The organism is Streptomyces sp. NPDC002602 (genome assembly GCF_042889445.1).
Classification (GTDB): domain Bacteria; phylum Actinomycetota; class Actinomycetes; order Streptomycetales; family Streptomycetaceae; genus Streptomyces.
In genome coordinates this window covers 478,067-504,070 of record NZ_JBIAQX010000004.1, presented here as the reverse complement: position 1 = coordinate 504,070, position 26,004 = coordinate 478,067, and the positions used below count along the sequence as shown (strand labels likewise).

The window sequence follows — 26,004 nt, the reverse complement described above, 5'->3', positions numbered from 1 at the left end:
CGTGCTCAGCTCTTCGTGGACGGGTCGGACGACTGCGTGGACGGGTCGGACGACTGCTGCTTCTTGGGGGCGTACGGGCGGAAGAGGCCTTCCTGGACCACGGAGACCAGCAGCCTGCCCTCCAGGTCGTAGATGCGGCCGCGAGCCAGGCCCCGACCACCGTGTGCGATCGGGGACTCCTGGTCGTACAGGAACCACTCGTCGGCCCGGAACGGCCGGTGGAACCACATGGCGTGGTCCAGCGAGGCCATGTCGAACCCGCGCATGCCCCACAGGGGCTCCACCGGGATGCGCACGGCGTCGAGGAGGGTCGTGTCACTGGCGTAGGTGAGGGCGCAGGTGTGTACGAGCGGATCGTCGCCCAACGGGCCGACCGCCCGCATCCACACCGCGCTGCGCGGGTCGGCGTCCTTCAGCTCCTCGGGAGTCCAGCGGAGCCGGTCCACGTAGCGGATGTCGAAGGGCTGGCGGCGGGCCATCCGCTCCAGGGCCTCGGGCAGGGCTCCCAGGTGCTCGCGGATCTCCTCCGCGACCGTCGGAAGCGTGTCCGGGTGCGGAAAGTCGAGGCGAGGGGGCAGTTGGTGCTCGATGCTGCCCTCCTCCGGATGATGGAAGGAGGCGGTCAGATTGAAGATGGTCTTGCCCTGCTGGACCGCGGTGACACGACGCGTCGTGAAGGAACGCCCGTCGCGCACCCGCTCCACCTGGTACACGATGGGCACGCCGGGGATGCCGGGGCGCAGGAAGTACGCGTGCAGCGAGTGGACCGGGCGGTCCGTCTCGGTCGTGCGGCCCGCGGCCACCAGCGCCTGGCCGGCGACCTGCCCGCCGAAGACGCGCTGGAGGGATTCCTGGGGGCTCGCGCCCCGGAAGATGTTGACCTCGATCTGCTCCAGATCGAGCAGATCGACCAGTCTCTCGGCGGGGTTCGTCATCTGGGGTTCTCCACTGTCGTGTCCGGCGGAATCGGCGGGCCCGGCGACGCCGGCGGCCTGCGGGGACGGGTCAGAGGCCGAGCTCACCGACCGCGGTGACCCGGATGACCGCCCGGCCCTCCTCGTCGGAGGCCGCGAGGTCGACCTCGGCGCTGATGCCCCACCCATGGTCCCCGGCGGGGTCGGCGAAGGCCTGGCGGACGCGCCACAGGCCGTGCGCCGCGTCCTCCTCGATCTGCAGCAGCTTCGGGCCGCGCGCGTCGGGGCCGGTGCCCAGGTCGTCGTACTCGTCCCAGTAGCCGTCCAGGGCCTCGCCCCAGGCGTCGGCGTCCCAGCCGGACTCCCCGTCCAGCTCGCCGAGCACGTTGACGTGGTCCAGGGCCGCCAGCTCGACGCGACGGAACATGGCGTTGCGGACCAGGACCCGGAAGGCGCGGGCGTTCGCGGTGACCGGCTTGACCTGGTCGGCCTTCTCCTGGGCCTGCTCCGCCGTCTCCACCTCCGGGTTCGCCAACTGCTCCCACTCGTCGAGCAGGCTGGAGTCGACCTGGCGGACCAGCTCGCCCAGCCAGGCGATGAGGTCCTGGAGGTCCTCGGACTTGAGGTCGTCCGGGATGGTGTGGTCCAGGGCCTTGTACGCGCTCGCCAGGTAGCGAAGGACGATGCCCTCGGTACGGGCCAGCTCGTAATAGGAGGTGAACTCCGTGAAGGTCATCGCCCGCTCGTACATGTCACGGATGATCGACTTCGGGGAGACGGGGTGGTCGCGCACCCACGGGTGGCTCTTGCTGTACACGTCGTAGGCGTGCAGGAGGAGCTCTTCGAGGGGCTTGGGATAGGTGACGTCCTGGAGCCGTTCCATCCGCTCCTCGTACTCGATCCCGTCGGCCTTCATCGCGCCCACGGCCATGCCGCGTTCCTTGTTCTGCTGGGCGGCCAGGATCTGGCGCGGATCGTCCAGCGTGGACTCGACGACCGAGACCATGTCCAGCGCGTAGGAGGGGGACTCCGGGTCCAGCAGGTCGAAGGAGGCCAGCGCGAAGGTGGACAGCGGCTGGTTCAGCGCGAAGTCCTGCTGGAGATCGACGGTCAGCCGGATGGTGCGGCCCTCGGCGTCCGGGGTGTCGAGCTTCTCCACGACACCGCCGTCCAGCAGCGAGCGGTAGATCGCGATGGCCCGGCGGATGTGCCGCAGCTGCGCCTTGCGCGGCTCGTGGTTGTCCTCCAGCAGGTGCCGCATGGCCTTGAACGCGTCGCCCGGGCGGGCGATGACCGACAACAGCATGATGTTGGTGACCTTGAAACGCGAGGTCAGCGCCTCCGGGTCGGCCGCGATCAGCTTCTCGAACGTGGTGTCCGACCAGGCCACGAAGCCCTCGGGGGCCTTCTTGCGGACCACCTTGCGGCGCTTCTTCGGGTCGTCGCCCGCCTTCGCGAGAGCCTTCTCGTTCTCGATGACGTGCTCGGGCGCCTGCGCCACCACATAGCCCGCCGTGTCGAAGCCGGCCCGACCGGCGCGGCCGGCGATCTGGTGGAACTCACGGGCGCGCAGCGTCCTGACCCGGGTGCCGTCGTACTTGGTGAGCGCGGTGAACAGCACCGTGCGGATGGGCACGTTGACGCCCACACCGAGGGTGTCCGTACCGCAGATGACCTTCAGCAGGCCCGCCTGCGCCAGCTTCTCCACCAGGCGCCGGTACTTGGGCAGCATGCCCGCGTGGTGGACGCCGATTCCGTGGCGGACGTAGCGGGAGAGGTTCTGGCCGAACTTGGTGGTGAAACGGAAACTGCCGATCAGCTCCGCGATCTTGTCCTTCTCCTCGCGGGTGCACATGTTGATGCTCATCAGCGACTGCGCCCGCTCGACCGCCTGGGCCTGGGTGAAGTGCACGATGTACACCGGTGCCTGCCGGGTCTCCAGCAGTTCGGTGATGGTCTCGGTGATCGGCGTGGTGACGTACTCGTACGACAGCGGGACGGGCCGGGTCGCGGAGCGGACCACCGAGGTGGGCCGGCCGGTGCGCCGGGTCAGGTCCTCCTCGAACCGCTTCATGTCGCCGAGGGTCGCCGACATCAGGACGAACTGCGCCTGCGGAAGTTCCAGCAGCGGGATCTGCCAGGCCCAGCCCCGGTCGGGCTCGGCATAGAAGTGGAACTCGTCCATGACGACCTGGCCGATGTCGGCGTACTTGCCGTCACGCAGGGCGATGGAGGCCAGCACCTCGGCGGTGCAGCAGATGACCGGGGCGTCCGCGTTCACGGAGGCGTCGCCCGTGAGCATGCCGACGTTCTCGGTGCCGAAGAGCTTGCACAGGTCGAAGAACTTCTCCGACACCAGGGCCTTGATCGGCGCGGTGTAGAAGGTGACCTTGTCCTGGGCCAGCGCGGTGAAGTGCGCGCCGGCCGCCACCAGGCTCTTGCCGGAGCCTGTCGGGGTGGAGAGGACCACGTTCGCCCCGGAGACGACCTCGATCAGTGCCTCCTCCTGCGCCGGGTACAGGGTGATGCCCTGGCCCTCCGCCCACGAGGAGAAGGCCTCGAAGAGGGCATCGGGGTCGGCGTTCGGCGGGAGCTGATCAATGAGGGTCACACACCCCATCTTGCCTGGCTTCGGACCGGATGAGGGAACCGGCGGGAGGAAAGAAGATCATCGACGGTACGCTGTGCCGTCCACACGGCCCGGACGAAACCGTCAACGGGCCCTGACCACCACAGAACCGGGGCGGGGAAAACAACCATGATGGGTCCGGCGCACTCACTGTCCGGCGCGGCGGCCTGGCTGGGGGTCGGCGCGGCGGCTGCGGCGGCCGGGTACCCGATGCCCTGGCCCGTCCTCGTCGTCGGCGCGCTCATCTGCGCCGGCGCGGCGCTCGCGCCCGACCTCGACCACAAGTCGGCGACGATCTCGCGCGCCTTCGGGCCCCTCTCCAAGGGCCTGTGCGAGGTGGTCGACAAGATCTCGTACGCCGTCTACAAGGCCACCCGGGCCCCGCGCGACGCCCGGCGCACCGGCGGCCACCGCACGCTGACCCACACCTGGCTCTGGGCGGTCCTGATAGGCGGCGGCTCCTCCGTCCTCGCCGTGACCGCCGACCGCTGGGGCGTGCTCGCGCTGCTCTTCGTCCACCTGGTGCTGGCCGTCGAGGGCCTGCTGTGGCGGGCGGCGCGGATGTCCAGCGACGTCCTGGTGTGGCTGCTGGGCGCCACCAGCGCCTGGATCCTGGCCGGCGTACTGGACCAGCCGGGCAACGGCGCCGGCTGGCTGTTCACCGACCCCGGCCAGGAGTACCTCTGGCTCGGCCTGCCGATCCTCCTCGGGGCGCTGGTCCACGACATCGGGGACGCGCTGACCGTCTCCGGTTGCCCGATCCTGTGGCCCCTGCCGATCGCCGGCAAGCGCTGGTACCCGATCGGCCCGCCGAAGATGATGCGGTTCCGCGCCGGCAGTTGGGTGGAGCTGAAGGTGCTGATGCCCGTGTTCATGCTGCTCGGCGGAGTGGGCGGCGCGGCCGCCCTGGGCTTCATCTGACCTCCGCGTCCCCCTTCGACACCGGCCCCTACCGAGGCGTCGGGCGCCCTGAATGACCCCCGGCACGTGGTGGGGGTGGAGCGGGTGGGCGCCGCCGTCCGCCGCGAGCCGGCCATGCCCCCGCAGATCACATCCGGAAGCCGCCCCGCACGGAGGTGACCACCGTCGCGAACCTCGGTGAGCCGTCCAGGGCACCTTCGAGGACAACGGCCCGACCACCGGCGTCAGCGTCGGCACCGCCTCGGACTCGACGATGATCGGCCCGCCGCCCTCACGGCTCGAACCGGCCGGCCCCGAGGGCGATCGACCGGCTCACACGACGTACGCCGTGGTTCCACTGCGGAGCCACGGCGTACGCACGGTCAGCCGTGGGAGCCACGGCGTACGCACGGTCAGCCGTGCCAGGAGCGCCACAGCGCGGCGTACGCGCCGTCGGCCGCGACCAGCTCGTCGTGCGAACCGAGCTCGCTGATCCGGCCCTCCTCGACCACCGCGATCACATCCGCGTCGTGCGCGGTGTGCAGCCGGTGGGCGATCGCGATGACCGTACGGCCGTCCAACACCCGGGCCAGCGAACGCTCCAGGTGCCGGGCGGCACGCGGGTCCAGCAGCGAGGTCGCCTCGTCCAGCACCAGGGTGTGCGGGTCCGCCAACACCAGCCGGGCCAGCGCGATCTGCTGTGCCTGCGCGGGCGTCAGCGCCGTCGCGCCGGAACCCACCTCGGTGTCCAGTCCGGACTCCATGGCCCGGGCCCAGCCGTCCGCGTCCACCGCGCCCAGCGCCGCCCACAGTTCGGCGTCGTCCGCGCCCGTCCGCGCCAGCCGCAGATTGTCCCGCAGCGAGCCCACGAACACGTGGTGTTCCTGGTTGACCAGCGCCACGTGCTCGCGCACCCGCTCGGCCGGCATCCGCGACAGCCGTGCCCCACCGAGGGTGACCTCCCCCGCCCGTGGCGCGTAGATGCCCGCGAGCAGCCGGCCCAGGGTGGACTTGCCGGCACCCGAAGGGCCCACCAGCGCCATGCGTGTGCCCGACGGCACGGCCATCGACACCCGGTGCAGGACGTCCACGCCCTCGCGGTAGCCGAAGTGGACCTCGTCCGCCCGGACGGCCCGGCCCTCCGGGGACACCGCCGAGTCACCGGCGTCCGGCTCGATCTCGCGCACGCCCACCAGACGCGCCAGCGACACCTGAGCCACCTGCAACTCGTCGTACCAGCGCAGGATCAGGCCGATCGGATCGACCATCATCTGAGCCAGCAGCGCGCCCGTCGTCAGTTGCCCGACCGACATCCAACCCCGCAGGACGCAGTAGCCGCCGATCATCAGCACGGAGCCGAGGATCGTCACGTAGGTCACGTTGATGACGGGGAAGAGGACCGTCCGCAGGAACAGCGTGTACCGCTCCCACGCCGTCCACTCCTTGATCCGGCGATCCGACATCGTGATCCGGCGCTTCCCCAGACGGTGCGCCTCGATGGTCCGGCCCGCGTCCACGGTCTCGGTGAGCGCCGCCGCGACCGCCGCGTAGCCGGCCGACTCCGACCGGTACGCCGAAGGCGCCCGCCGGAAGTACCAGCGGCAGCCGATCACCAGGATCGGCAGGGCCACCAACGCCGCCAACGCCAGCGGCGGAGCGGTCACGGCCAGCGCCCCGAAGAGCAGCCCCGCCCAGACCACGCCGATGGCCAACTGCGGCACGGCCTCGCGCATCGCGTTGCCGAGACGGTCGATGTCGGTGGTGATCCGCGACAGCAGGTCACCGGTACCGGCCCGCTCCAGCACGCCCGGCGGCAGACCGACGGAGCGCACCAGGAAGTCCTCGCGCAGGTCGGCCAGCATCTCCTCGCCGAGCATCGCCCCGCGCAACCGGACCTGCCGCACGAAGAGGGTCTGTACGACGAGGGCTCCCGCGAACAGCAGGGCCACGGTGCCCAGACGCAGCTCGCGGACCCCGGCCGCGAGATCGTCCACGACCCGACCCAGCAGGTACGGGCCGACCATGGACGCGACCACCGCGACCGCGTTGACCGTCACCAGCAGCACGAAGGCCCGCCGGTGGCGCCGGAACAGGCCGCGCACATAGTCCCGAACGGTCGCGGACGTGCCCACGGGCAGGGTCGCGGCCGTTTCGGGGGCTGCCGGATCGTAGTCCGGCGGCGCCACGCCGATCATGCGGATTCCTCGATCTCTGTGAGTGACTCTGCCTCTGTCAGTGATTCTGCGATGCGTGCCAGTTCCAGGCCCGCCGCCCGCTGTTCCTCTTCGGTCTCGCGGGTGACGACCGCCCTGTAGCGCGGTTCGCCGTGCAGCAGTTCGCGGTGCGTGCCGGCCGGCAGGGCCGTGCCCTCGTGCACGAGCACCACCCGGTCGGCGCGGTCCAGCAGCAGGGGAGAGGAGGCCAGGACCACCGTGGTGCGCCCCGTGCGCAAGGCCGCGATGCCGTCCGCGATCCGTGCCTCGGTGTGCGAGTCGACGGCCGAGGTCGGCTCGTCCAACACCAGTACCTCCGGGTCGGTGACCAGGGACCGGGCCAGGGCCAGCCGCTGACGCTGGCCTCCGGACAGCGAACGGCCGCGCTCGGTGATCCGCGCGTCCATGGCGTCCTCGACCCCGTCGGGCGCCGACTGGAGCAGCGCGTCCATCACGTCGGCGCACTGGGCGGCGGCCAGGGCGGCCGAGGGCGTCACCGCTCCGGACGCCGGTACGTCGAACAACTCGCGCAGCGTCCCGGACAGCAGCACCGGATCCTTGTCCTGGACGAGGACCAGCGTGCGGGCGGTGTCCAGCGCGAGTTCGTCCAACGCGACCCCGCCCAACAGCACCGGCGGCCCCTCGGCGGCGGCGTCCATCGGATGGCCGCCGAGCCGTTCCGCGAGCCGACCCGCGAGGTCCGGGTCGCCGCACACGACGGCGGTGAACTGCCCGGCCGGGACCAGCAGCCCCGTCTCCGGGTCGTACAGCTCCCCGCCCGGGGCCGGGGCCTCGGGGGCGGTCCGCGCCTCGGGCTCGTGCCCGTCGGTCCGGGTCAGCTTCAGCACCCGGGCCGCCCGTTTGGCGGAGGGACGCGAGAACGAGTACGCCATGGCGATCTCCTCCACGCTCCGCAGGGGGTAGAGCAACAGGGACACCGCGCTGAAGACCGCGACGAGTTCGCCGACGTCGAGACGACCGTCCAGGACGAGCGAGGAGCCGTACCAGACCACGGTGATCATCAGCAGGCCCGGCAGGAACACCTGGATCGACGAGATCACCGCCCACATCCGGGCACTGCGCACGGCGGCCTCGCGCACCTCCTGAGAGGCGGCGCGGTAGCGGCCGAGGAAGAGCTCCTCGCCGCCGATCCCGCGCAGGACGCGCAGGCCCGCCACGGTGTCGGAGGCCAGCTCGGTCGCCTTGCCCGCCTTCTCGCGCTGGATGTCGGCGCGCCGGGTGGCCCGGGGGAGCAGCGGCAGGGAGGAGAGCGCCAGCAGCGGCATGCCCACGGCCACGACCACGCCGAGGGACGGCGCGTACCAGACCAGGCCGACGCAGACGAGCACGATCGCCACGGCCGCCGCGAGGAAACGCGAGACCGCCTCGACGAACCAGCCGATCTTCTCCACGTCGCCGGTGGACACCGCGACGACCTCGCCGGCCGCAACCCGCCGGGTCAGGGCCGAGCCCAACTCCGCGGTCTTGCGGGCGAGGAGCTGCTGAACGCGGGCGGCGGCGGTGATCCAGTTGGTGACGGCCGTCCGGTGCAGCATGGCGTCGCCGAGCGAGATCGCGATGCCGAGCACCGCGATCAACGCCCCGACGAGCAGTAGCCGTCGGCCGTCGCGGTCCACGACCGCCTCGACGCCGAATCCCACCGCGAAGGGCAGCCCGGCGATGCCGATGTGGTGCAACAGCCCCCAGCACAGGCTTTTGGCCTGTCCGCCGAGTTGGTTGCGGCCCAGCCACACGAGGAAGCGAGGGCCGGAGCGAGCGTCGGGTACCCCTGGGTCCGGATACGGAAGATCGCTGATCTGCATGACGCCCCATGACTGGTCGAGTGGTTCAAACCACACAAGGTTCGTCTTCCGGACTGCCCCGGGGCAATCCATTTTCCGTCGGCGACAGAGCGCGGAGCCGCGCTGCGCGGACCCGGCGCGGGGAGTCCGGCCTGGTCGCGGGCGGGGATCAGGGGCGCGTGGCGCGCTCCAGTTCGAGCAGGGCCGAGTGATAGGAGCGGCCGGTGGCCTGGTCCATCCCCACCTCGCACATCCGGTTCGCCGACAGGTGGGCGTCGAAGGCCCGGGCCGTCACCTCCGCGGCCTCCCGGGCCGTGGCCGACGCGGTCAGCTCCGGGTGCAGCATGCCCCGGTCGCCCGCGAAGGCACAGCAGCCCGCGTCGTCCGGGACCACCACCTCGTCGGCGCACGCCTCGGCGACCGCCCGGAGCTGCGCCGTGTCACCCAGATGCTCCATGGAGCAGGTCGGATGCAAGACCGCCGAGCCGATGGTGCGTCGGATCTCCAGGCGCGGCAGCAGTTCCTCGGCCGCCCAGACGACGGAGTCGACGACGCGCAGTTCCGCGTGCAGGGCGCGGTTGTCGTCCGTCAGGTGGGGGACCACCTCGTGCGCGACGCCCAGGGTGCAGGAGGAGGCGTCGACCACCAGCGGCAGGCGTCCGCCCGCGGTCCAGCCCCAGGCGGACTCCACCATCCGGTTGGCCATCACCCGGTTGCCCGCGTCGTAGCCCTTGGAGTGCCAGATCGTCGCGCAGCAGGTGCCGTGGACGTCGCGGGGGATCCACACCGGCAGTCCGGCCCGCTCCGACAGGGCCACCACGGCCTCGGGCAGGGAGGGGCCGGGCTCGCCCTCGGGGCCGCCGAAGATCCGGTTGACGCAGGCCGGGTAGTACACCGCGACGGCCCCCACCCGCCGGGTGTCGGGCAGCGCGCGGGCCGCGGCGCCGGGGATCCGAGGCAGCCACTGCGGCACCAGATCGGGGCTCGCCGCCTTGCGTGCGGCGCCCGTCACGGCCCGCAGGAACCGGTCGCCGCCCCGCTGCGAGATCGTGTCGGCGGCGGCCACGGCCAGCCGGGCGACCGACTCGACCGTACGGAAGTGCCGGGCGCCCAGCTCGGCGAGACGCTCCTCGCGGGGACCGTGGCGTCGGTGGCGGAAGTCCTTCATCAGGGCCCCGGTGTCGATGCCGACGGGGCAGGCGAGCTTGCAGGTGGAATCGCCCGCGCAGGTGTCGACGGCGTCGTGGCCGTAGGCGTCGAGCAGCCCTTCGAGCACGGGGGAGCCGGGCGGCTGGCGCGTCATCTCGCGGCGCAGCACGATCCGTTGCCTCGGCGTGGTCGTCACGTCCCCGCTGGGACAGGTCGGTTCGCAGAAGCCGCACTCGATGCACGGGTCGGCCACCGCCTCCACCCGCGGAATGGTCTTCAGTCCGCGCAGGTGGGCCCGCGGGTCACGGTCGAGCAGGACGCGCGGCGCCAGCACCAGGTCGGGGTCGATGATCCGCTTGGTGCGCCACATCAGTTCGGTGGCCTCGGGGCCCCACTCCAGCTCCAGGAAGGGGGCCATGTTGCGGCCGGTGGAGTGCTCGGCCTTCAGCGAGCCGTCGAAGCGCTCCACGGTGAGCCGGCAGAACGCTTCCATGAAGGCCGCGTACCGTGCCACGTCCGCCGGGAGGCCCGCGTCGAACGCGAGCAGGAAGTGCAGGTTGCCGTGCGCGGCGTGGCCGGCGACGGCGGCGTCGAAGCCGTGTTCCGCCTGGAGGGCGAGGAGGGCCTCGCAGGCCTCGGCGAGCCGGGCCGGCGGGACGGCGAAGTCCTCGGTGATCAGGGTGGTCCCGGGCGCGCGGGCTCCGCCGACGGCGGTGACGAAGGCCCTGCGGGCCTTCCAGTACCCGGAGATGGTGCCCGGGTCGCGGGTGAAGGCGTTCGTCACCGAGGCGACCGGCGCGACCAGCTCCAACCGTGCGAGCACCTCTGCCGCGCGCCGCTCGCAGTCGACCCGGCCCGCCTCGTCCGGGGCACGGAACTCCACCAGCAGCGCGGTGGTGTCCTTCGGGAGGTCGGCCCAGTCCGCGGGCACCCCCGCGACACTGACCGAGGCCCGGAGGGTGTTGCCGTCCATCACCTCCACGGCGATGGCCCCGGCCTCGTTGAAGAGCGGTACGGCGGCGGCCGCGGCGGGCAGGGAGGGGAAGAACAGCAGGGCGCTGGTCAGCTCGCGGTCCAGGGGGAGGGTGTCGAAGACGACCTCCGAGATGAAGCCGAGGGTGCCCTCGGACCCCACGATCAGGCCGCGCAGGATCTCGACGGGGGTGTTGCCGTCGAGGTAGGCGTCGAGCCGGTAGCCGGTGGTGTTCTTGATCTCGTGCTTGGCGCGGATCCGGGCGACCAGGGCGGGGTTCGCCTCGATCTCCCGCTTGATGTCCATCAGCCCGCGGCACAGGCCCGGTTCGGCGCGTGCCAGTTCCTCGTCGGCGAGCGGGTCGGCGGTGTCCACGACGGTGCCGGTGGGCAGCACCAGGGTCAGGGAGGACAGGGTGCGGTAGGAGTTCCTCGTGGTTCCCGCCGTCATGCCGGACGCGTTGTTCGCCACGACCCCGCCCAGGGTGCACGCGATGGCGCTCGCCGGGTCGGGGCCCAGGATCCGGCCGTGGCGGGCGAGTGCGGCATTGGCCCGCAGCACGGTGGTGCCGGGCCGGATGCGAGCCCGTAGACCGCCGTCGAGCACCTCGACGCCGGACCAGTGGCGGCGCACGTCGACCAGGATGTCCTCGCCCTGGGCCTGACCGTTGAGCGAGGTCCCGGCGGCGCGGAAGACCACCTCGCGCTGCTTGCCGTGAGCGTACGAGAGCACGGCGGAGACGTCGTCGATGTCCTCGGCGACGACCACGACCTGGGGCACGAACCGGTATGGGGACGCGTCCGAGGCGTACCGGACCAGGTCGGAGACCTTCCACAGCACCTTCTCGGCGCCGAGCAGCTCCGACAGGTCGGCGCGCAGCGCCTCCGGGGTCCCGCCCGCCCGATGGTCCGACACCCGATCGGGTGAAGGGGCGCCGACGTCGCGCGGCCGCAGGGTCCCGGGCCTCGGTTCCAGCAGCGGCATGGCGGCGACCCCTCGACTCGGCGGCGATCTCAGCAGGGGGGCTCCGCCGGGGCGTCCGCCAGAGCGTTCAGCAGGCCGCCGAGCACCCTGCGCTGTTCGGCGGTCAGTGGAGCCAGGATCTCCTCTGCGGCGTCGGTTCGCGCGTTGCGCAGCCGGCGCAGCGTGGCGCGGCCGGCGTCGGTCAGCTCGATCCGGATCACCCGGCGGTTCGCCGGGTCCGGCGCGCGTCGCACGCACTCGGCCGCCTCCAGCCCGTCGACCAGCGTGGTGACGGCGCGGGGAACCACTTCCAGGCGCGCGGCGAGATCCGCCATGCGGGGCGGTTCCGCGCCGTCGTAATGCGAGACCAGCCGCAGCAGCCTTGACTGGGCGGGAGTGATCCCGAGGGGTTCGAGATGACGCTTTTGGATGCGGTGCAGTCGGCGGGTCAGGCGGAGCAGTTGCTCGGCGAGTACCCCGTCCGTGCTGTCCGTGCTGTCGGCTTCGGGAGCGGTGCTCATGCTGCGGTCCTCATAATGGGAAGAGTATAGGGACCAGATTCATTGTGAGTATAGGTAACAATGAGCTATGCTCATGCGAGTCTCGTCAGAAGGAGGCCCATGCGCCCCAAAGAGCCCGAGTGGTCCCCATCGAAAGAAGCCCTCGACCCCAACCGACCCGCCCCGGCGGACCAGCCGCGTGAGCTGCGCCGCATCGTCTCCCTCTTCCGGCCCTACCGCGGCCGGCTCGCCGTCGTCGGCGCGCTCGTCGGCGCCTCCTCCCTCGTCGGCGTCGCCTCGCCCTTCCTGTTGAGGGAGATCCTGGACGTCGCGATCCCCCAGGGGCGGACCGGTCTGCTGAGCCTGCTGGCGCTCGGCATGATCCTCACCGCGGTCGTCACCAGCGTCTTCGGAGTGCTCCAGACCCTCATATCCACCACGGTCGGCCAGCGCGTCATGCACGACCTGCGCACCGCCGTGTACGCCCAGCTCCAGCGGATGCCGTTGGCCTTCTTCACCCGCACCCGCACCGGCGAGGTGCAGTCCCGCATCGCCAACGACATCGGCGGCATGCAGGCCACCGTCACCTCCACCGCGACCTCCCTCGTCTCGAACCTGACGGCCGTGATCGCCTCGGTCGTGGCCATGCTCGCGCTGGACTGGCGCCTGACGCTCGTCTCGCTCCTGCTGCTCCCCGTCTTCGTGTGGATCAGTCGGCGGGTGGGTCGCGAGCGCAAGCGGATCACGACGCAACGGCAGAAGCAGATGGCCTCCATGGCGGCGACGGTCACCGAATCGCTCTCGGTCAGCGGCATCCTGCTCGGCCGGACCATGGGGCGCGCCGACTCGTTGACGCGTTCCTTCTCGGAGGAGTCCGAGAAGCTGGTCGGCCTCGAAGTGCGCTCCAGCATGGCCGGGCGCTGGCGGATGTCCACCATCGGCATCGTCATGGCCGCCATGCCCGCGCTCATCTACTGGGCGGCGGGCATCGCCCTGCAGACCGGCTCCCCCTCGCTCTCCGTCGGTACCCTCGTCGCCTTCGTCACCCTTCAGCAGGGCCTGTTCCGGCCCGCCGTGAGCCTCCTGTCGACCGGTGTGCAGATCCAGACCTCGCTCGCGCTGTTCGCCCGGATCTTCGAGTACCTCGACCTGCCGGTGGACATCACCGAGCGCCCGGACCCCGTACGGCTGGAGCGCGCCAAGGGCGAGGTCCGGCTGGAGGACGTGCACTTCGCGTACGAGGCCAAGAACGGCCCCACCCTGACGGCGATCGACATCACCGTGCCGGCCGGCGGCTCCCTCGCGGTGGTCGGTCCGACCGGTTCCGGCAAGAGCACCCTGAGCTATCTGGTGCCCCGGCTCTACGACGTGACCGGCGGGCGGGTCGTCCTCGACGGAGTGGACGTGCGCGACCTGGACTTCGACTCGCTGGCCCGGTCCATCGGCGTGGTCTCCCAGGAGACCTACCTCTTCCACGCCTCGGTCGCCGACAACCTGCGCTTCGCCAAGCCGGACGCCACCGACGAGGAGATCGTCGAGGCGGCCCGCGCGGCCCAGATCCACGAACACATCGATTCGCTGCCCGACGGATACGACACCCTCGTCGGCGAACGCGGCTACCGCTTCTCGGGTGGCGAGAAGCAGCGCCTGGCCATCGCCCGCACGATCCTGCGCGACCCGCCGGTGTTGATCCTCGACGAGGCGACCAGCGCGCTCGACACCCGCACGGAGCACGCGGTGCAGCGAGCCATAGACAACCTCTCCGCGGGTCGCACCACCATCACCATCGCCCACCGCCTCTCCACCGTTCGCGATGCCGACCAGATCGTCGTACTGGACGCCGGTCGAATAGCCGAGCGCGGAACGCACGAGGAACTGTTGGAAGCCGACGGCCGGTACGCCGCTCTCGTCCGGCGAGACCGGGATGCCGCGGTGCTGCCGGAGGGTGCCGTGAACGAGAAGGCCGTGAACGACACGACCAAGGGCGACACGGTCAAGGGCGAGCCGGTCAAGGTTCCCAAGGGTGAGACGTTCGGGGACGCCGTACCGACGCCGGTAAATGTGTGATCATGTGACTGGAATGTGGGGGAGATGACGGGAATGGCGCAGTTCGCGGGTTAACGTGCCCGTATGCGTCATGAAGATCTGCCGCCGCAGCGCCACCCCCGGCTCACCCGCCGGGGCAGGCTGGCGCTCCTCTTCGGCACGCTGCTCGGGCTCGGGGCCGCAGTCCTGATTCCGCTGCTGCCGAGCGAGAAAGTGCCGGAGAAACCACGCCAGTTGCTGATCCCCGAAGGCTGGCGGGCCCCACAGGTCTACGCCGCCGTGGACAGCGCGCTCAAACTCCCCGCGGGATCCACGAAGTCGGCGGTCGGGACGGCCGGCCTGGTCCTGCCTCCGGAGGCGAAGGGCAACCCGGAGGGCTACCTCTTCCCGGCGACGTACCCGGTGACCTCGAAGTCCACCCCGGCGTCGGTACTCGCGTACATGGTGCGGACGGCGAACGGGAAGCTGGCCACCAAAGCCGTCGCGGACGGCGCCAAAGCCCACGGAATGACCCCGTACCAGACGGCCACCCTCGCCAGCATCATCGAGGCGGAGGCCGACACCCGCGCCGACATGGGCAAGGTGGCGCGCGTGGTCCACAACCGGCTGGCGAAGTCGATGCCGCTCCAGATGGACTCCACCATCAACTACGCGCTGAACCGCAACACGGTGGACACCAAGCTGAGCGAGACGAAGATCGACAGCCCCTTCAACACCTACGAACGTCAGGGCCTGCCACCCACGCCGATCGACAGCCCCGGACTGGAGGCGATGGCGGCGGCCGTCGCCCCGACTCCCGGGGACTGGCTGTTCTTCGTCACGGTGAAGCCGGGGGACACCCGCTTCTCGGCGACGTATGAGGAACACAAGAAGCACGTCGCGGACTTCAACAGGCTGCGCGCCCAGGCGGGGGCCGCCCGCGCCGAGGCAGGACCTCCCGGCCGCCAGGAGCCGTGATCCCCGGACGCCGCGTCGATCCCGTGCCCTGGACGTCCTTCCCGACGGGAGCCGCAGGGGGCGTTCCGCCCGGTCCCGGGCGCTGTCCGGGCGATCTTGAGGCGTGAGAGGATGCCTCCCATGACGTGTATCCGAAGGGGTCGTGCCGCGTAGATCACCGGCTTCGCCTCGGCCGCGGGCACGGGGCCGAGGAAGTCACTGGGTGCGGTATCGCGATGTCCCGGGCCTGTCGGGGGCGGCGAATGCCGCCGTTCGCGTGCTCGAACGGGATCGGTTGTCGCCGGGCATCGTGGCGGTGGCGCTGAGCGTGTGGTCCGTGCGAGTCCTCGGCACCGCACGCCGGTGGCGGCCGTGGGAGGCCGAGTTCACCTGCTCGTGCTGCGGCGAGGGGTGGGCCCGGGACACGCTGCACGAGGCCCTGTTCATGCTGCCGCCCAAGGCCGCCCGCGAACTCCGGGCGCGGGTCGAGGACTTGGACGCGGTGTTGCTCGCGCGCACACACCACGAGCCCGCGGCCGATCCGGAGTTGGCGTGGTGGCATCGGAGGTGCTGACCGGTTCATCGCCGCTGACAGGGGCACGGGGGCCGGCGGGGGCCGATCAGGCGCGGCCCGCCTCGGCGGTTTCGCGGCTGAGGAGGCGGCGGATCTCGCGTACCGCCGCGCCGCCGGCCCGGTTCGCCCCGATGGTCGACGCCGACGGCCCGTAACCGACGAGGTGGATCCGCTCGTCGCGGACCGCCCTGGTGCCCTCGACGCGGATCCCGCCGCCCGGCTCGCGCAGGCGCAGCGGCGCAAGGTGGTCGACGGCGGCCCGGAAACCGGTCGCCCAGAGGATCACGTCGGCGTCCACGTGTCGCCCGTCCGCCCACGTCACCCCGGTCGGGGTGATCACGTCGAACATGGGGCGGCGGTCCAAGACCCCGGAGTCGAGCCCCGCCCGGACGGCGTCGGTCAGTGCCAGGCCCGTCACACTGACCACGCTCTGCGGCGGCAGGCCCCGCCTGACCCGGTCCTCCACCAGCGCCACCGCCGCCCGGCCGGCGGACTCGCCGAAGTCGCGGTCGCGGAACACCGGCGGCCGGCGGGTCACCCACGTGGTCCCCGCCGCCACCTCCGACACCTCCAGCAGGTGTTGTACGGCCGAGGTGCCGCCGCCCACGACGACGACCCTGGCCCCCGCGAACTCCTGCGGCCCCGGATAGTTCGCGGTGTGCAGCTGACGACCGCGGAAGGTCTCCTGGCCCGGGTAGCGGGGCCAGAACGGCCGGTCCCAGGTGCCGGTGGCGTTGATCAGGGCCCGGGGCGTCCAACGGCCCGACCCGGACTCCACCAGCAGCCGCCCGGCGGATCCCTCGCGTACGGCGGTCACGTCCACGGGCCGGCGTACGCGTATCCCGAAGCGCTCCTCGTACGCCGCGAAGTACTCCCCGATGACCTCCGATGACGGCCGCAGCGGGTCCGCGTCCGTGAGCTCCATGCCGGGCAGCGCGTGCATGCCGTGCACCTTGCCGTACGTGAGGGACGGCCAGCGGAACTGCCAGGCTCCCCCCGGCCGCGGCGCATGGTCCAGGACCACGTGGTCGATGCCCGCCCGGGCCAGGTGGTACGCGCCGGACAGACCCGCCTGCCCCGCTCCGACGACCACCACGTCGACCGCTGCCGCTTCCCGCTCACCGAGTTCGTTCACGCTTCCACCAACCCGTGGCGGCCCGGGGATCTTCCCGACCCGATGCGGACGGGCCGACCGGGGGCGCGGCGCCGGGGTGGGGCACCGGTTCCTCTTCCCTCGGCGCCCGGAACCGGACCGTACGTCCCCGCTCCTCGGCCGGCGGGCGGATCCAGTCGATCTTCTCCTTCACCTGGTGCGGGGGCTCGCCCCAGGTCAGATACACGTCCGCGGGCTCGGCGGCGACCGGGCCGGCCGCCGCCGAGGAACCGCCGAAGAAGATCTCCGGCAGTGGGTCGGGCGGCACCCCCGTGAGCCCGCCGTCGATCCGGTGGTGCTCGCCCCGGAAGCCGTACGGCCGCCCGCCCCAGACCCCCCGACGACCGACAGGAACTCGGCGGTCCGCTCGTACCGCCGATCGTGGTCCGGATGGTCACCGAAGCGCCGCCGCTCCGCGGAGTGCCCACCCGTCACCACGTTGAGCGGCAGCCGACCCCGGGTGATCCGCCGGTGGGTCGCGGCCATCTGCGCGGCGAGCGTCGGCGAGATCACCCCGGGCCGGAACGCCACCAGGAACGTCAGGCGTTCCGTGTGCCGCGCGAGCGCCACCGTGGTCAACCAGGCGTCCTCGCACCAGGTGCCCGGTCGGCGTCAGGACCGCCTCGAAGCCGAGGCGTTGGGCGGCCTTGGCGATCTGCGCCGGATACTCGATGGCGGGCTCGCGCACCCCAGGGCGGACTTGCCGCATCCGCTGCGGCCCAGGAGCACGGTGAACTCCCCGGCGCGCAGGGTCAGAGGATCAGGCGGACGCCTCGATCCAGGACGCAAGTTGCTCGGGGGTGGTGCTGGGATCGGCGACCAGGGTCGCCAGTTCGTCCTCCCGGAAGGTGGCGGTGGTGATCGCGGGGCAGCGGTGGCAGGCGTCCACCCCCGTCTGCTGCCACCACTGGCACCGGGAGCGAAGGTGGCACCGCGGGACGGCGCGGGAATCGGCCGCGGGCGGCAGCGCCAGGACCCGCTCGACCAGGGCGCAGTCCGCGCCGCGTCGATTGACGCAGTTCGAGACGCAGTGCGAGGCGAAACGGAGTACCCGCGTCGGTTCGATTCCCTCGGGGATCGAACCGAGCCACCTCCGACGCCGGAACCGGGTCCGCGAGGTAGGTCACCCGGCCTTCCGTCGCCGAGCGGACGCCGAGGACGACGGACTCGGGTGCCCGTGCCTCACCGCTCGGACACCAGGTGGACGGCGTCGCCGCCGGCGCGTCGGCTTCCGGCGCGGCCCCTGTCTGGTCGGATCCCACGGTGCTCACCCGCCCCGTCAGCCGTCGATCGCGTCGTGCGATTCCAGTGCCTCGCGGCCGACGGGCCCGCCGAGGGTGCCCTGGAGTCCGAGGGCCTGCTCCTCGGCGACGGCCTGAGCGAGGCTCTCGTGCAGGCCGCTCACGGAGGTGATGCGTTCCGTCGGGGCGGGCGCCGCGTTGGCCGCGCCGACCGCCGTGATCGCGATGCCGGCGGCCAGTACGATCGCGGCGCCGCCGGCCGCCAGCTTCTTGTTCGTTTTCATGGGCCTCTCCCGGTGTGGGGCGGCGGAGGTTCCACCGCTGTCCTGTACCGGCACGACCGTAGGGGCGCGCGCCGCCCCGAAGAGGCAGTTCCCAGGGGCAGTTGGAGCGGGTGCGGGAGGAGGCGGGAGGCCGCGGCCTCCCGCCTCGCGGATCCCGCCGGCGTCGCCCCGGGCACCGTTCACCCGGCTCGGCTCGGCCCCGCCCGCCCCGGCCCCGCCCGGGCCCGGCGATCAGGCGGCCCGGTGTTCGCCCAGCCACTCGTAGGCGGTGTCCGCGCTGAATTCGCTCCGGCCGCCCCGGAAGAGCAGCCCGGCCGTCGTGAAGGCCGGATCCCCGGCGGCGATCGGGACGTACGGTACGGCCAGGCACTCCATTCCGGCGGCGTGCGCGGCCCGCACGCCGGGCGCGGCGTCCTCGACGACCACGCAGTCGGCCGGTTCGACCCTGAGCCGGCGGGCCGCCTCCAGGAACACGTCCGGGGCGGGCTTGCCGTGCGGGACCTCCTCGGCGGACACCACCGTCGTCAGCAGGGCGTCCAGCCCTGTCCCGGCCAGCACCGTGTCGATGGCCTCCCGGGAGGAACCGGAGGCGACCGCCATCGGTACGCCCTCGCAGTGCAGCCGCTCGACGAACTTGCGCATCTCGGGGAAGACCTCGGTCCGGACGCGGGCCAGCTCCAGATAGGCGGCGTTCTGTTCCGCGAGGAGCTGTTCCACGGGGGCTCGCAGCGCGTGACGTTCCTTGAGGATCTCCAGCGTCTCCATCGTGCCGATGCCGATGAAGCGCGCGTGCTGCTCCCAGGTGAAGTCGGGGATCCCGTGGTGTGCCAGGGTGCGGCGTCCGGACTCGTAGTAGTTCGGCTCGCTGTCCACGAGGGTGCCGTCGAGATCGAATATGACGGAGATCATCCGCTGTGCCCGTCCTGCCGGTCGTGTACGTTTCCCGTCCATATTGTCAGGGTTTGCGAGCGGCTCGTCCCACGGCCTCCACCAGCGGCAACACTCGGTGCGCGACCCGTTCACGCAGCGCGACCTCCGTCCGGGTGCGGACCACGCCCGGAAGCCGGATCAGGCGCTGGATGACGTCCTCCAGATGCCCGTTGTCACGGGCCGCGACCCGGGTCAGCAGATCGCCGCCCCCGGTGATGGAGAAGGCCTCGATGATCTCCGGTACCGCCGCCAGGGCGTCCCCGACCTCGTCCAGATGCCCCTGGGTGACCTCGATGTGCACGAAGGCCAGCACCGGATGACCCAGCGCGGCGGGCGACAGCACGGGGCCGGTGCCCGTGATCACCCCGGTGCGCTCCAGTCGGTCCAGCCGGGCCTGGAGGGTGCCGCGCGCCACGCCGAGGATCCGGGCGTACTCCCGGACGCTGGTGTGCGGCTGCTCGATCAGCAGGCGCAGGATTCGGGTGTCGAGCTCGTCCACCGCCATGTCGTGAGGGTATCGGCCCGCGACGTCCCACGGGCTCGGACACTCACCCGGTACGGCGGGGCGGCCACGGCAGGAATCCGCTGGTCCGGGCCTTGTAGGCGGCGTACCCCGGGCGGTCCGCCATATGGCGTTCCAGGAGGCGTTTGCCGCTGCCCGCGATCAGTAGACACGACATGACGAGCGGGCCGATCACCGACACGGCGAACGCCGGCCAGGTCCCCCACGCGGTCAGCGACAGGCCCCACCACACGCAGAAGTCGCCGAAGTAGTTCGGGTGCCGGGTCCACGACCACAGGCCCCGGTCCATGATCCGGCCCCGGTTCGCCGGATCCGCCTTGAACCGGGCCAGCTGATGATCGCCGACCGCCTCGAAGGTGATCCCGCACAGCCACAGCGCCGTGCCCGCCGCCATCGCGAGCGTCCCCGGGCCGTCGGTGGCGTACGGGCCCGCCTGGATCGGCAGGGAGACCAGCCACACCAGAGCCGCCTGGAGCAGGTACACCACGCGCAGCGCGTACCACTGCGGGTTGCCGGGAGCCTTGGCCAGCATCCGCTCGTACCGCGGGTCCTCCCCGTGCCCGCGCCCCCGCCACGCGATGTGCCCGGCGAGACGCAGCCCCCACAGGACCGTCAGGGCGGCCGTGAGCGGCTGCCGCCCGTCCGACATCCCGTACGTGGCCACCGCCACGGCGGCGAACGCCAGGCCCCAGGCCACGTCGACCACCCGGTGCATCCCGCGCCGGACGCCCACCGCGAACGTGATCAGCAGGACGGCGAGCGCCACCGCCGCCGAGACCGCCAGGTTGACCCCGAAGGCTCCCCAGTTCACGACGTGCCGCCGTCCGGGGCCGTCAGCAGGATCTGGTGCACGTCCAGGTAGCCCGACGCGAAGCCGGCCTCGCAGTACGCCAGGTAGAACGTCCACATCCGGCGGAACGTCTCGTCGAAGCCCAGCGCCTCGATCCGCTCGGTCCGCTCCGCGAACCGCTCCCGCCACAGCCGCAGCGTCTGCGCGTAGTGCGCCCCGTAGCCCTCGCAGCGCGCCACCCGCAGGCGGGTGTGGGTCCGGGCCATGTCCTCCACCACCCGCACCGACGGCAGCATGCCGCCCGGGAAGATGTACTTGTGGATCCAGGTGTACGTGTCCTTCGTGGCCAGCATCCGCTCGTGCGGCATGGTGATCGCCTGGATCGCCACCCGCCCGCCCGGGGCCGACAGCCGGTCCAGCGCGGCGAAGTAGACCGGCCAGTACTCCGCGCCGACCGCCTCGATCATCTCCACGCTGACGATCGCGTCATAACTGCCCGTGGCCTCACGGTAGTCACACAGCCGCACCTCGACCCGGTCCGTCAGCCCGGCCTCCGCGATCCGCTTCATCGCCAACTCCCGCTGCTCCCGGGAGAGGGTGAGCGTCACCACCCGCGCGCCGCGCGCCGCCGCCCGGATCGCGAGTTCGCCCCAGCCGGTGCCGATCTCCAGCACACGGGTGTCCGGACCGACGTCCGCCATGTCCAACAGCATGTCGATCTTGCGGTGTTGGGCGTCGGCCAACTGCCCGGGACCGGCGGGCAGGGCACGGAACACGGCGGAGGAGTAGGTCATCGTCGGATCGAGGAACTCGGCGAACAGCTCGTTCGACAGGTCGTAGTGCCGCCGGATGTTGGTGCGGGAGCCGTCCGGGGTGTTGCGATCGGTGTCCGGGTGCCGGGCCGCCCACAGGCCCCGCAGCCTCTGCAGCGGCGCCGGGATCAGCCCCGCCACGTGCCCCGCCATCACGGTCAGCACCGCCACCGGATCGCGGGCGTCCCACTCCCCGGCCAGGTACGACTCGCCGAAACCGATCAGGCCCTCCGCGGTGATCCGGCGCTCGAAGGCCGCCGGGTCGTACACCGCCATCGCCGGGCCGCCCCTGCCGAGGAGTTCCCCGGGCCCCATCCGGACCTGGAGCGGCAGCCGGTCGAGTGCCCGCCGGATCAGCAGCCGCCCCACGGCCGCCCGCGTCCGGGGCAGCTTCGGCACCGCCGGGAGCGTCATCGTGCTCACTTCACACCCTCCTGGGGTACGTGTCGGGGGCGCGGTCGCACCGGCAGACCGCGCAGCCACAGCCGGATGCCGTGGAAACGGATGCCCACCGCCACCGCGGCGGTGGACCAGGGGTGGCGCAGCGACGCCCGTACGACGCCCCACGCGCCGGCGGGCCGGCGCTCCCCCCGCACGGTGGCCGTCAGCCGGGCGCCGTCCGCCCCGCCGGCCAACTGCACCATCAGCGCCAGCCGGCCGTCCGGTTCGGGCAGCCGCATCCGGTAGCCGCCGTCCACGTCGAGGAACGGGGAGACGTAGAACTCCTTCGCCGCCCGGGCCGTGCCCCGCGCGGCCTCCGGACCGAGCAGGTAGCAGTGCCGCTCCCCGTACGTGTTGTGCACCTCGGCGACCACGTGGCGCACCTCCCCGTCGGGGCCGTGGCACCAGTACACCGAGATCGGATTGAACACGTACCCGAACACGCGGGCGTGCGCGAGCATCGACACCCGTGAACCGGCGGGCAGCGCCGCGTCCTTCGAGGCCAGGAAGCGATCGAGCCCGGCCCGGATCGTCGGCAGCCCGCCGCCGAAGTGGTCCCGCGCGTCGAAGTGGGCCAGGTGCCGCAACGGGCCCGGCAGTCGGGGGAGTTCGTCGAGGTCCACCAGCCACAGGTACGAGCGGTGGCGCAGGCCGTACGAGCGTTCGCCGGCCCGCACGTGTCGTATGTCGGCCTCGTACAGGCGGGGTTTCACCAGTTCACCCCCAGCGCCGCCGCCGCCTCCACGCCCGAGCGGCAGCCGTCCTCGTGGAACCCCCACCCGTGATACGCGCCGGCGTAGGCCGTCACCGGACCGGACAGCGCCGGCAACAGACGCTGTGCGGCCACCGACTCCGGCGTGTAGACGGGGTGTTCGTAGTCCATCTCGGCCAGCACCAGATCCGGGCGGACCCGGTCGTCGGCGTTGAGCGTCACCACGTACGACTCCGGCGCGTCCAGGCCCTGGAGCCGGTTCATGTCGTAGCTGACCCGGACGTGACCGTCCTGGGGGCGGCAACCGGACAGCCGGTAGTTCCAGCAGCCCCGGGCCCCGGCCGCGCGCGGCAGCACCGAGGCGTCGGTGTGCAGCACGGTCCGGTTGCGGGAGTAGCCGAACGCGCCCAGCGCCTCGCGTTCGGCGTCCGAGGGATCGGCCAGCAGACGCAGCGCCTGATCGGCGTGGACCGCGACGACCACCGAGTCGTACCCCGTGGACGTCCCGTCCGCGGTGGTGATCCGAACGCCCTCCGCGGTGCGCTCCACGGCCCGTACGGGGGTGCCCACCCGGACCGCCCCCGTACCGAGCCGCTCGCGCAGCAGCTCCACGTAGCGGGCCGAACCGCCCTCGACCGTACGCCAGTTCGGTGAGCCGCCCACCGACAGCAACCCGTGATGGGCGAGGAAGCGGAACAGGTAGCGGGCGGGGTAGCGCAGCGCGGTGTCCGGCGGGCAGGACCACACCGAGGCCACCAGCGGGATCGCGAAGTGCCCGGTGAAGTACGCCCCGAACCGGCCCTCCGCCAGGAACCGGGCCAGCGTGATCTCGGGACCGGTCGACGGGGTCGCCAGCAACCGCCGGGCCTGCCGGTGGAAGGCCGGCACCTGCGCCAGCATCCGCAGGTAGGCCGGGTTCGCGGCGGCCCGCGGCTGCGCGAACAGCCCGCGCGGGCCGCGCGCCCCCGCGTACTCCAGCCCACAGCCCTCGCAGTGCACCGACAGGCTCATCGTCGTCGGTCGGGTGGCCACCCCCAGCTCGCGGAAGAGGCGCAACAGATGCGGGTAGGTGCGGTCGTTGTGGACGATGAACCCGGAATCCACCGACCGCAGCTCGCCGTCCGTCCCCTTCAGCTCATGGGTGTGGGCGTGCCCGCCCAGCCGGTCGTCGGCCTCGTACAGGGTCACCTCGTGGGAGCGCGCCAGCACGTATGCCGCCGTCAGCCCCGAGACACCCCCGCCGACCACGGCCGTACGCGGTCGCGATCGTCCTCGCTCGTTCATCGTGTTGCCTCCTTGACCGGTACTTCGGAGCCGGAGGGGTGCTCGGATGTGTCTCCGGGCGAACCGGGCCACCAGGATTTCGGTCCGATGTCCCTGACCAGGGCCGGAACCAGCAGCGAACGCACGACGAGGGTGTCCAACAGGACGCCGAAGGCCACGATGAACGCGATCTGCGCCAGGAAGGCGAGCGGGATCACCCCCAGCGCGGCGAAGGTCGCCGCGAGGACCACACCCGCCGAGGTGATCACCCCGCCGGTGGAGGTCAGACCGCGCCGGATGCCCTCGCGGTGACCGTGCGCCACGGTCTCCTCGCGGACCCGGGACATCAGGAAGATGTTGTAGTCCACCCCGAGGGCGACCAGGAAGACGAACCCGTACAACGGGACCGAGGCGTCCGTCCCGGTGAACCCGAACACGCCCCGGAAGACGACGGCGGACACGCCGAGCGTGGCGAGGAAGTTCAGCGCGACCGTCGCCACCAGCAACAGGGGCATCACCAGCGAGCGCAGCAACCCCGCCAGGATCACCAGGATGATCCCGAGCACCACCGGCACGATCAGGGCGCGGTCGTGGGCCGCCGTCCGCTGGGTGTCGTACTGCTGGGCCGTGTACCCGCCGACCAGCGCGTCCGCGCCCGCGACCGCGTGCACGGCGGTCCGCAGCCGGCCCACCGTCTCCTTGGCCGCGTCGCTGTCGGCCGCGTCGTGCAGCGTCGCGTCGATCCGGACCCGGCCGCCGGGCCCCGGGGCACCCACCCGCGCCGCGTCGGCGACGCCCTCGGTGGCCCGCGCGGCCGCCACCACCTCGGTGGCCCGGTCCGCGTCCGCGATCACCACGGCGGGGTTGCCCGCACCCCCCGGGAAATGCCGGCCCAGCGTGGCCTGCGCCGACACCGACGGGACGTCGTTCACGAAGATCTCGTCGAGCGGCACCCCCTTGGAGACCAGCATCGGGGAGAGGGCCGCGCAGGCCAGCAGCCCGGCCAGGGTCACGGCCCACACCCGGCGCGGCGCCCGGTCCACCAGCGCCGCCACCCGGGTCCAGACGGGATGCGCGGCGTCGGAGGCCTTCGGCCGGGCCGGCCAGTAGGCGGCCCGGCCCGACAGGACCAGCGCGGCGGGCAGGAACGTCAACGCGGCGAGCACGGCGCACCCGATGCCGATCGCCCCCACCGGACCCAACGCCCGATTGTTCGTCAGGTCGCTCAGCAGGAGCGCCAGCAGGCCCAGCGCGACGGTGGCGGCGCTCGCGACGACCGGACCCAGCGTGCGCCGCCACGCGGCCCGCATCGCCGTGAACCGGTCGGGCTCCGTCGCGAGTTCCTCCCGGAAGCGGGCGGTCAGCAGCAGCGCGTAGTCCGTCGCGGCGCCGATGACCAGGATCGACAGGATGCCCTGCACCTGACCGTCCACCCGCACCAGCCCGCGATCGGCCAGCGCGTACACGATCGCGCAGGCCAGGCCGAGGGCGAGCACCGCGCCGAAGACCACGATCAGGGGCAGCAGCACACTGCGGTAGACCACAAGCAGGATCACCAGGACCGTCGCCAGCGCCACCCCCAGCAGCAGTCCGTCGATGCCCGCGAAGGCGTCCCCGAGGTCCGCCTGGGTGGCGGCCGGACCGGCGATCGACACCGCGGTGCCCGGCACCTTCCCGGCCGCCCCGCGCACCCGGTCCAGTACGTCCGGCAATCCGTCGCCGAGGTCCGGCCGCAGCGGCACCACACCCCGCAGGGCCTGCCCGTCCCGCGAGGGAACCGCCGGGGAGGCCGGGCCGGCGAGCCCCTCGCCCCCGGTCAGCGAGGCCAGCGCGGCGCTCGCCGCGCCCCGGGCGGCGGGGGTGAGCCGGCCGCCGTCCGAGGCGGTCCACACCACGATCGCGGGCAGCGACTCGGCCTGCCGCAGGGCCCGCTGCGCCTCCACCACCCGGGTGGACTCGGCGCTGCGCGGCAGGAAGGCGGCCTGGTCGTTGGTGGCGACCTCGCCGAGCTTGCCCGCGTACGGGCCGAGCACCCCGCCGACGGCGAGCCAGCCGAGCAACAACAGGATCGGAATCACCAGGCGGGTGATCCGCGGTGACGGGCGCATGGCACTCCCGGACAAGAGGTCAGTCTGTGCTGAGGTGGGTGGACGGGCCTTCTGGATCACCTTTCGGCCGGGACACGTCATTCGGATGCGCCGCTCGGGCGAGCGACGCATCCGATCGCGGCGACCCGGCCGAATCCCCAGTGAGGTC

20 protein-coding genes and 1 pseudogene are annotated in these 26,004 nt (G+C 72.2%); 4 read left to right on the top strand and 17 right to left on the bottom strand.

Annotated features, from left to right (window positions below):
• Positions 1 to 5: 5 nt before the first annotated feature.
• Positions 6 to 935 carry an acyl-CoA thioesterase gene (locus ACFYW3_RS15335; RefSeq protein ID WP_389386507.1) on the bottom strand — a complete coding sequence of 310 codons (930 nt, stop codon included), beginning with the start codon at positions 933 to 935 and terminating at the stop codon, positions 6 to 8.
• 70 nt (positions 936 to 1,005) lie between these two features.
• Complete coding sequence (locus ACFYW3_RS15330; protein ID WP_389386506.1) at positions 1,006 to 3,525, bottom strand: DEAD/DEAH box helicase; 2,520 nt, start codon at positions 3,523 to 3,525, stop codon at positions 1,006 to 1,008.
• A gap of 147 nt (positions 3,526 to 3,672) precedes the next feature.
• Here ACFYW3_RS15330 and ACFYW3_RS15325 point away from each other — a divergent pair, with 147 nt between their 5' ends.
• Entirely contained in the window at positions 3,673 to 4,464 is a 792-nt protein-coding gene (locus ACFYW3_RS15325; protein WP_351754353.1) for a metal-dependent hydrolase, read from the top strand.
• 392 nt (positions 4,465 to 4,856) lie between these two features.
• Here the strand turns inward: ACFYW3_RS15325 and ACFYW3_RS15320 are convergent, their stop codons facing one another.
• The 4 genes from ACFYW3_RS15320 to ACFYW3_RS15305 all read right to left on the bottom strand — a co-directional run bounded on the left by ACFYW3_RS15320 (position 4,857) and on the right by ACFYW3_RS15305 (position 12,064).
• Entirely contained in the window at positions 4,857 to 6,638 is a 1,782-nt protein-coding gene (locus ACFYW3_RS15320; RefSeq protein ID WP_351754350.1) for an ABC transporter ATP-binding protein, read from the bottom strand.
• Positions 6,635 to 8,479: an ABC transporter transmembrane domain-containing protein gene (locus tag ACFYW3_RS15315; RefSeq protein WP_389386505.1), complete on the bottom strand. Its 1,845-nt coding sequence runs from the start codon at positions 8,477 to 8,479 to the stop codon at positions 6,635 to 6,637. The genes ACFYW3_RS15320 and ACFYW3_RS15315 overlap by 4 nt, the downstream gene beginning before the upstream one ends.
• A gap of 148 nt (positions 8,480 to 8,627) precedes the next feature.
• Entirely contained in the window at positions 8,628 to 11,564 is a 2,937-nt protein-coding gene (locus tag ACFYW3_RS15310; protein WP_389386504.1) for an FAD-binding and (Fe-S)-binding domain-containing protein, read from the bottom strand.
• 29 nt (positions 11,565 to 11,593) lie between these two features.
• Positions 11,594 to 12,064, bottom strand: coding sequence for a MarR family transcriptional regulator (locus ACFYW3_RS15305; protein ID WP_351754343.1), 471 nt, complete (start codon positions 12,062 to 12,064; stop codon positions 11,594 to 11,596).
• 99 nt (positions 12,065 to 12,163) lie between these two features.
• On the opposite strand from ACFYW3_RS15305, the gene ACFYW3_RS15300 reads away from it, so the two are divergent.
• From ACFYW3_RS15300 to ACFYW3_RS15290, 3 genes are all read left to right on the top strand, one after another.
• Complete coding sequence (locus ACFYW3_RS15300; RefSeq protein ID WP_389386503.1) at positions 12,164 to 14,110, top strand: ABC transporter ATP-binding protein; 1,947 nt, start codon at positions 12,164 to 12,166, stop codon at positions 14,108 to 14,110.
• Positions 14,111 to 14,173: 63 nt separating this feature from the next.
• Positions 14,174 to 15,046, top strand: a complete 873-nt coding sequence (gene mltG, locus ACFYW3_RS15295) for an endolytic transglycosylase MltG (protein WP_389386502.1) — start codon at positions 14,174 to 14,176, stop codon at positions 15,044 to 15,046.
• Between the two features lie 202 nt (positions 15,047 to 15,248).
• Entirely contained in the window at positions 15,249 to 15,599 is a 351-nt protein-coding gene (locus ACFYW3_RS15290; protein ID WP_351754334.1) for a hypothetical protein, read from the top strand.
• Between the two features lie 46 nt (positions 15,600 to 15,645).
• Here ACFYW3_RS15290 and ACFYW3_RS15285 read toward each other — a convergent pair whose 3' ends face one another.
• The 11 genes and pseudogenes from ACFYW3_RS15285 to ACFYW3_RS15235 form a co-directional block, all read right to left on the bottom strand.
• Positions 15,646 to 16,734 carry an FAD-dependent oxidoreductase gene (locus ACFYW3_RS15285; RefSeq protein ID WP_389386501.1) on the bottom strand — a complete coding sequence of 363 codons (1,089 nt, stop codon included), beginning with the start codon at positions 16,732 to 16,734 and terminating at the stop codon, positions 15,646 to 15,648.
• A 109-nt stretch (positions 16,735 to 16,843) separates the two neighbouring features.
• Positions 16,844 to 17,443: pseudogene (locus ACFYW3_RS15280) on the bottom strand (LLM class flavin-dependent oxidoreductase); the annotation flags it as partial.
• A 69-nt stretch (positions 17,444 to 17,512) separates the two neighbouring features.
• A complete protein-coding gene (locus ACFYW3_RS15275; RefSeq protein WP_389386500.1) occupies positions 17,513 to 17,641 on the bottom strand; it encodes a hypothetical protein in 129 nt (42 codons plus the stop codon).
• A gap of 390 nt (positions 17,642 to 18,031) precedes the next feature.
• A complete protein-coding gene (locus ACFYW3_RS15270; protein WP_351754326.1) occupies positions 18,032 to 18,277 on the bottom strand; it encodes a hypothetical protein in 246 nt (81 codons plus the stop codon).
• Positions 18,278 to 18,508: 231 nt separating this feature from the next.
• The gene (locus ACFYW3_RS15265) at positions 18,509 to 19,186 is read right to left on the bottom strand and encodes an HAD family hydrolase (protein WP_389386499.1); all 678 of its coding nucleotides are present in this window, start codon (positions 19,184 to 19,186) and stop codon (positions 18,509 to 18,511) included.
• A 46-nt stretch (positions 19,187 to 19,232) separates the two neighbouring features.
• Positions 19,233 to 19,712 (bottom strand): Lrp/AsnC family transcriptional regulator, encoded by a 480-nt coding sequence (locus ACFYW3_RS15260; protein ID WP_389386498.1) that lies wholly within the window; start codon positions 19,710 to 19,712, stop codon positions 19,233 to 19,235.
• Between the two features lie 43 nt (positions 19,713 to 19,755).
• Positions 19,756 to 20,541 carry a DUF1295 domain-containing protein gene (locus tag ACFYW3_RS15255; RefSeq protein ID WP_351754318.1) on the bottom strand — a complete coding sequence of 262 codons (786 nt, stop codon included), beginning with the start codon at positions 20,539 to 20,541 and terminating at the stop codon, positions 19,756 to 19,758.
• The gene (locus tag ACFYW3_RS15250) at positions 20,538 to 21,746 is read right to left on the bottom strand and encodes a class I SAM-dependent methyltransferase (protein ID WP_389386596.1); all 1,209 of its coding nucleotides are present in this window, start codon (positions 21,744 to 21,746) and stop codon (positions 20,538 to 20,540) included. The genes ACFYW3_RS15255 and ACFYW3_RS15250 overlap by 4 nt, the downstream gene beginning before the upstream one ends.
• Before the next feature lie 5 nt (positions 21,747 to 21,751).
• On the bottom strand, positions 21,752 to 22,486 hold the full coding sequence (locus ACFYW3_RS15245) for a DUF1365 domain-containing protein (protein ID WP_389386497.1): 735 nt from the start codon (positions 22,484 to 22,486) through the stop codon (positions 21,752 to 21,754).
• A complete protein-coding gene (locus ACFYW3_RS15240; RefSeq protein ID WP_389386496.1) occupies positions 22,483 to 23,769 on the bottom strand; it encodes an NAD(P)/FAD-dependent oxidoreductase in 1,287 nt (428 codons plus the stop codon). Before ACFYW3_RS15240 ends, ACFYW3_RS15245 begins: the two co-directional genes overlap by 4 nt.
• Entirely contained in the window at positions 23,766 to 25,856 is a 2,091-nt protein-coding gene (locus ACFYW3_RS15235; protein ID WP_389386495.1) for an MMPL family transporter, read from the bottom strand. The genes ACFYW3_RS15240 and ACFYW3_RS15235 overlap by 4 nt, the downstream gene beginning before the upstream one ends.
• Positions 25,857 to 26,004 lie beyond the last annotated feature (148 nt).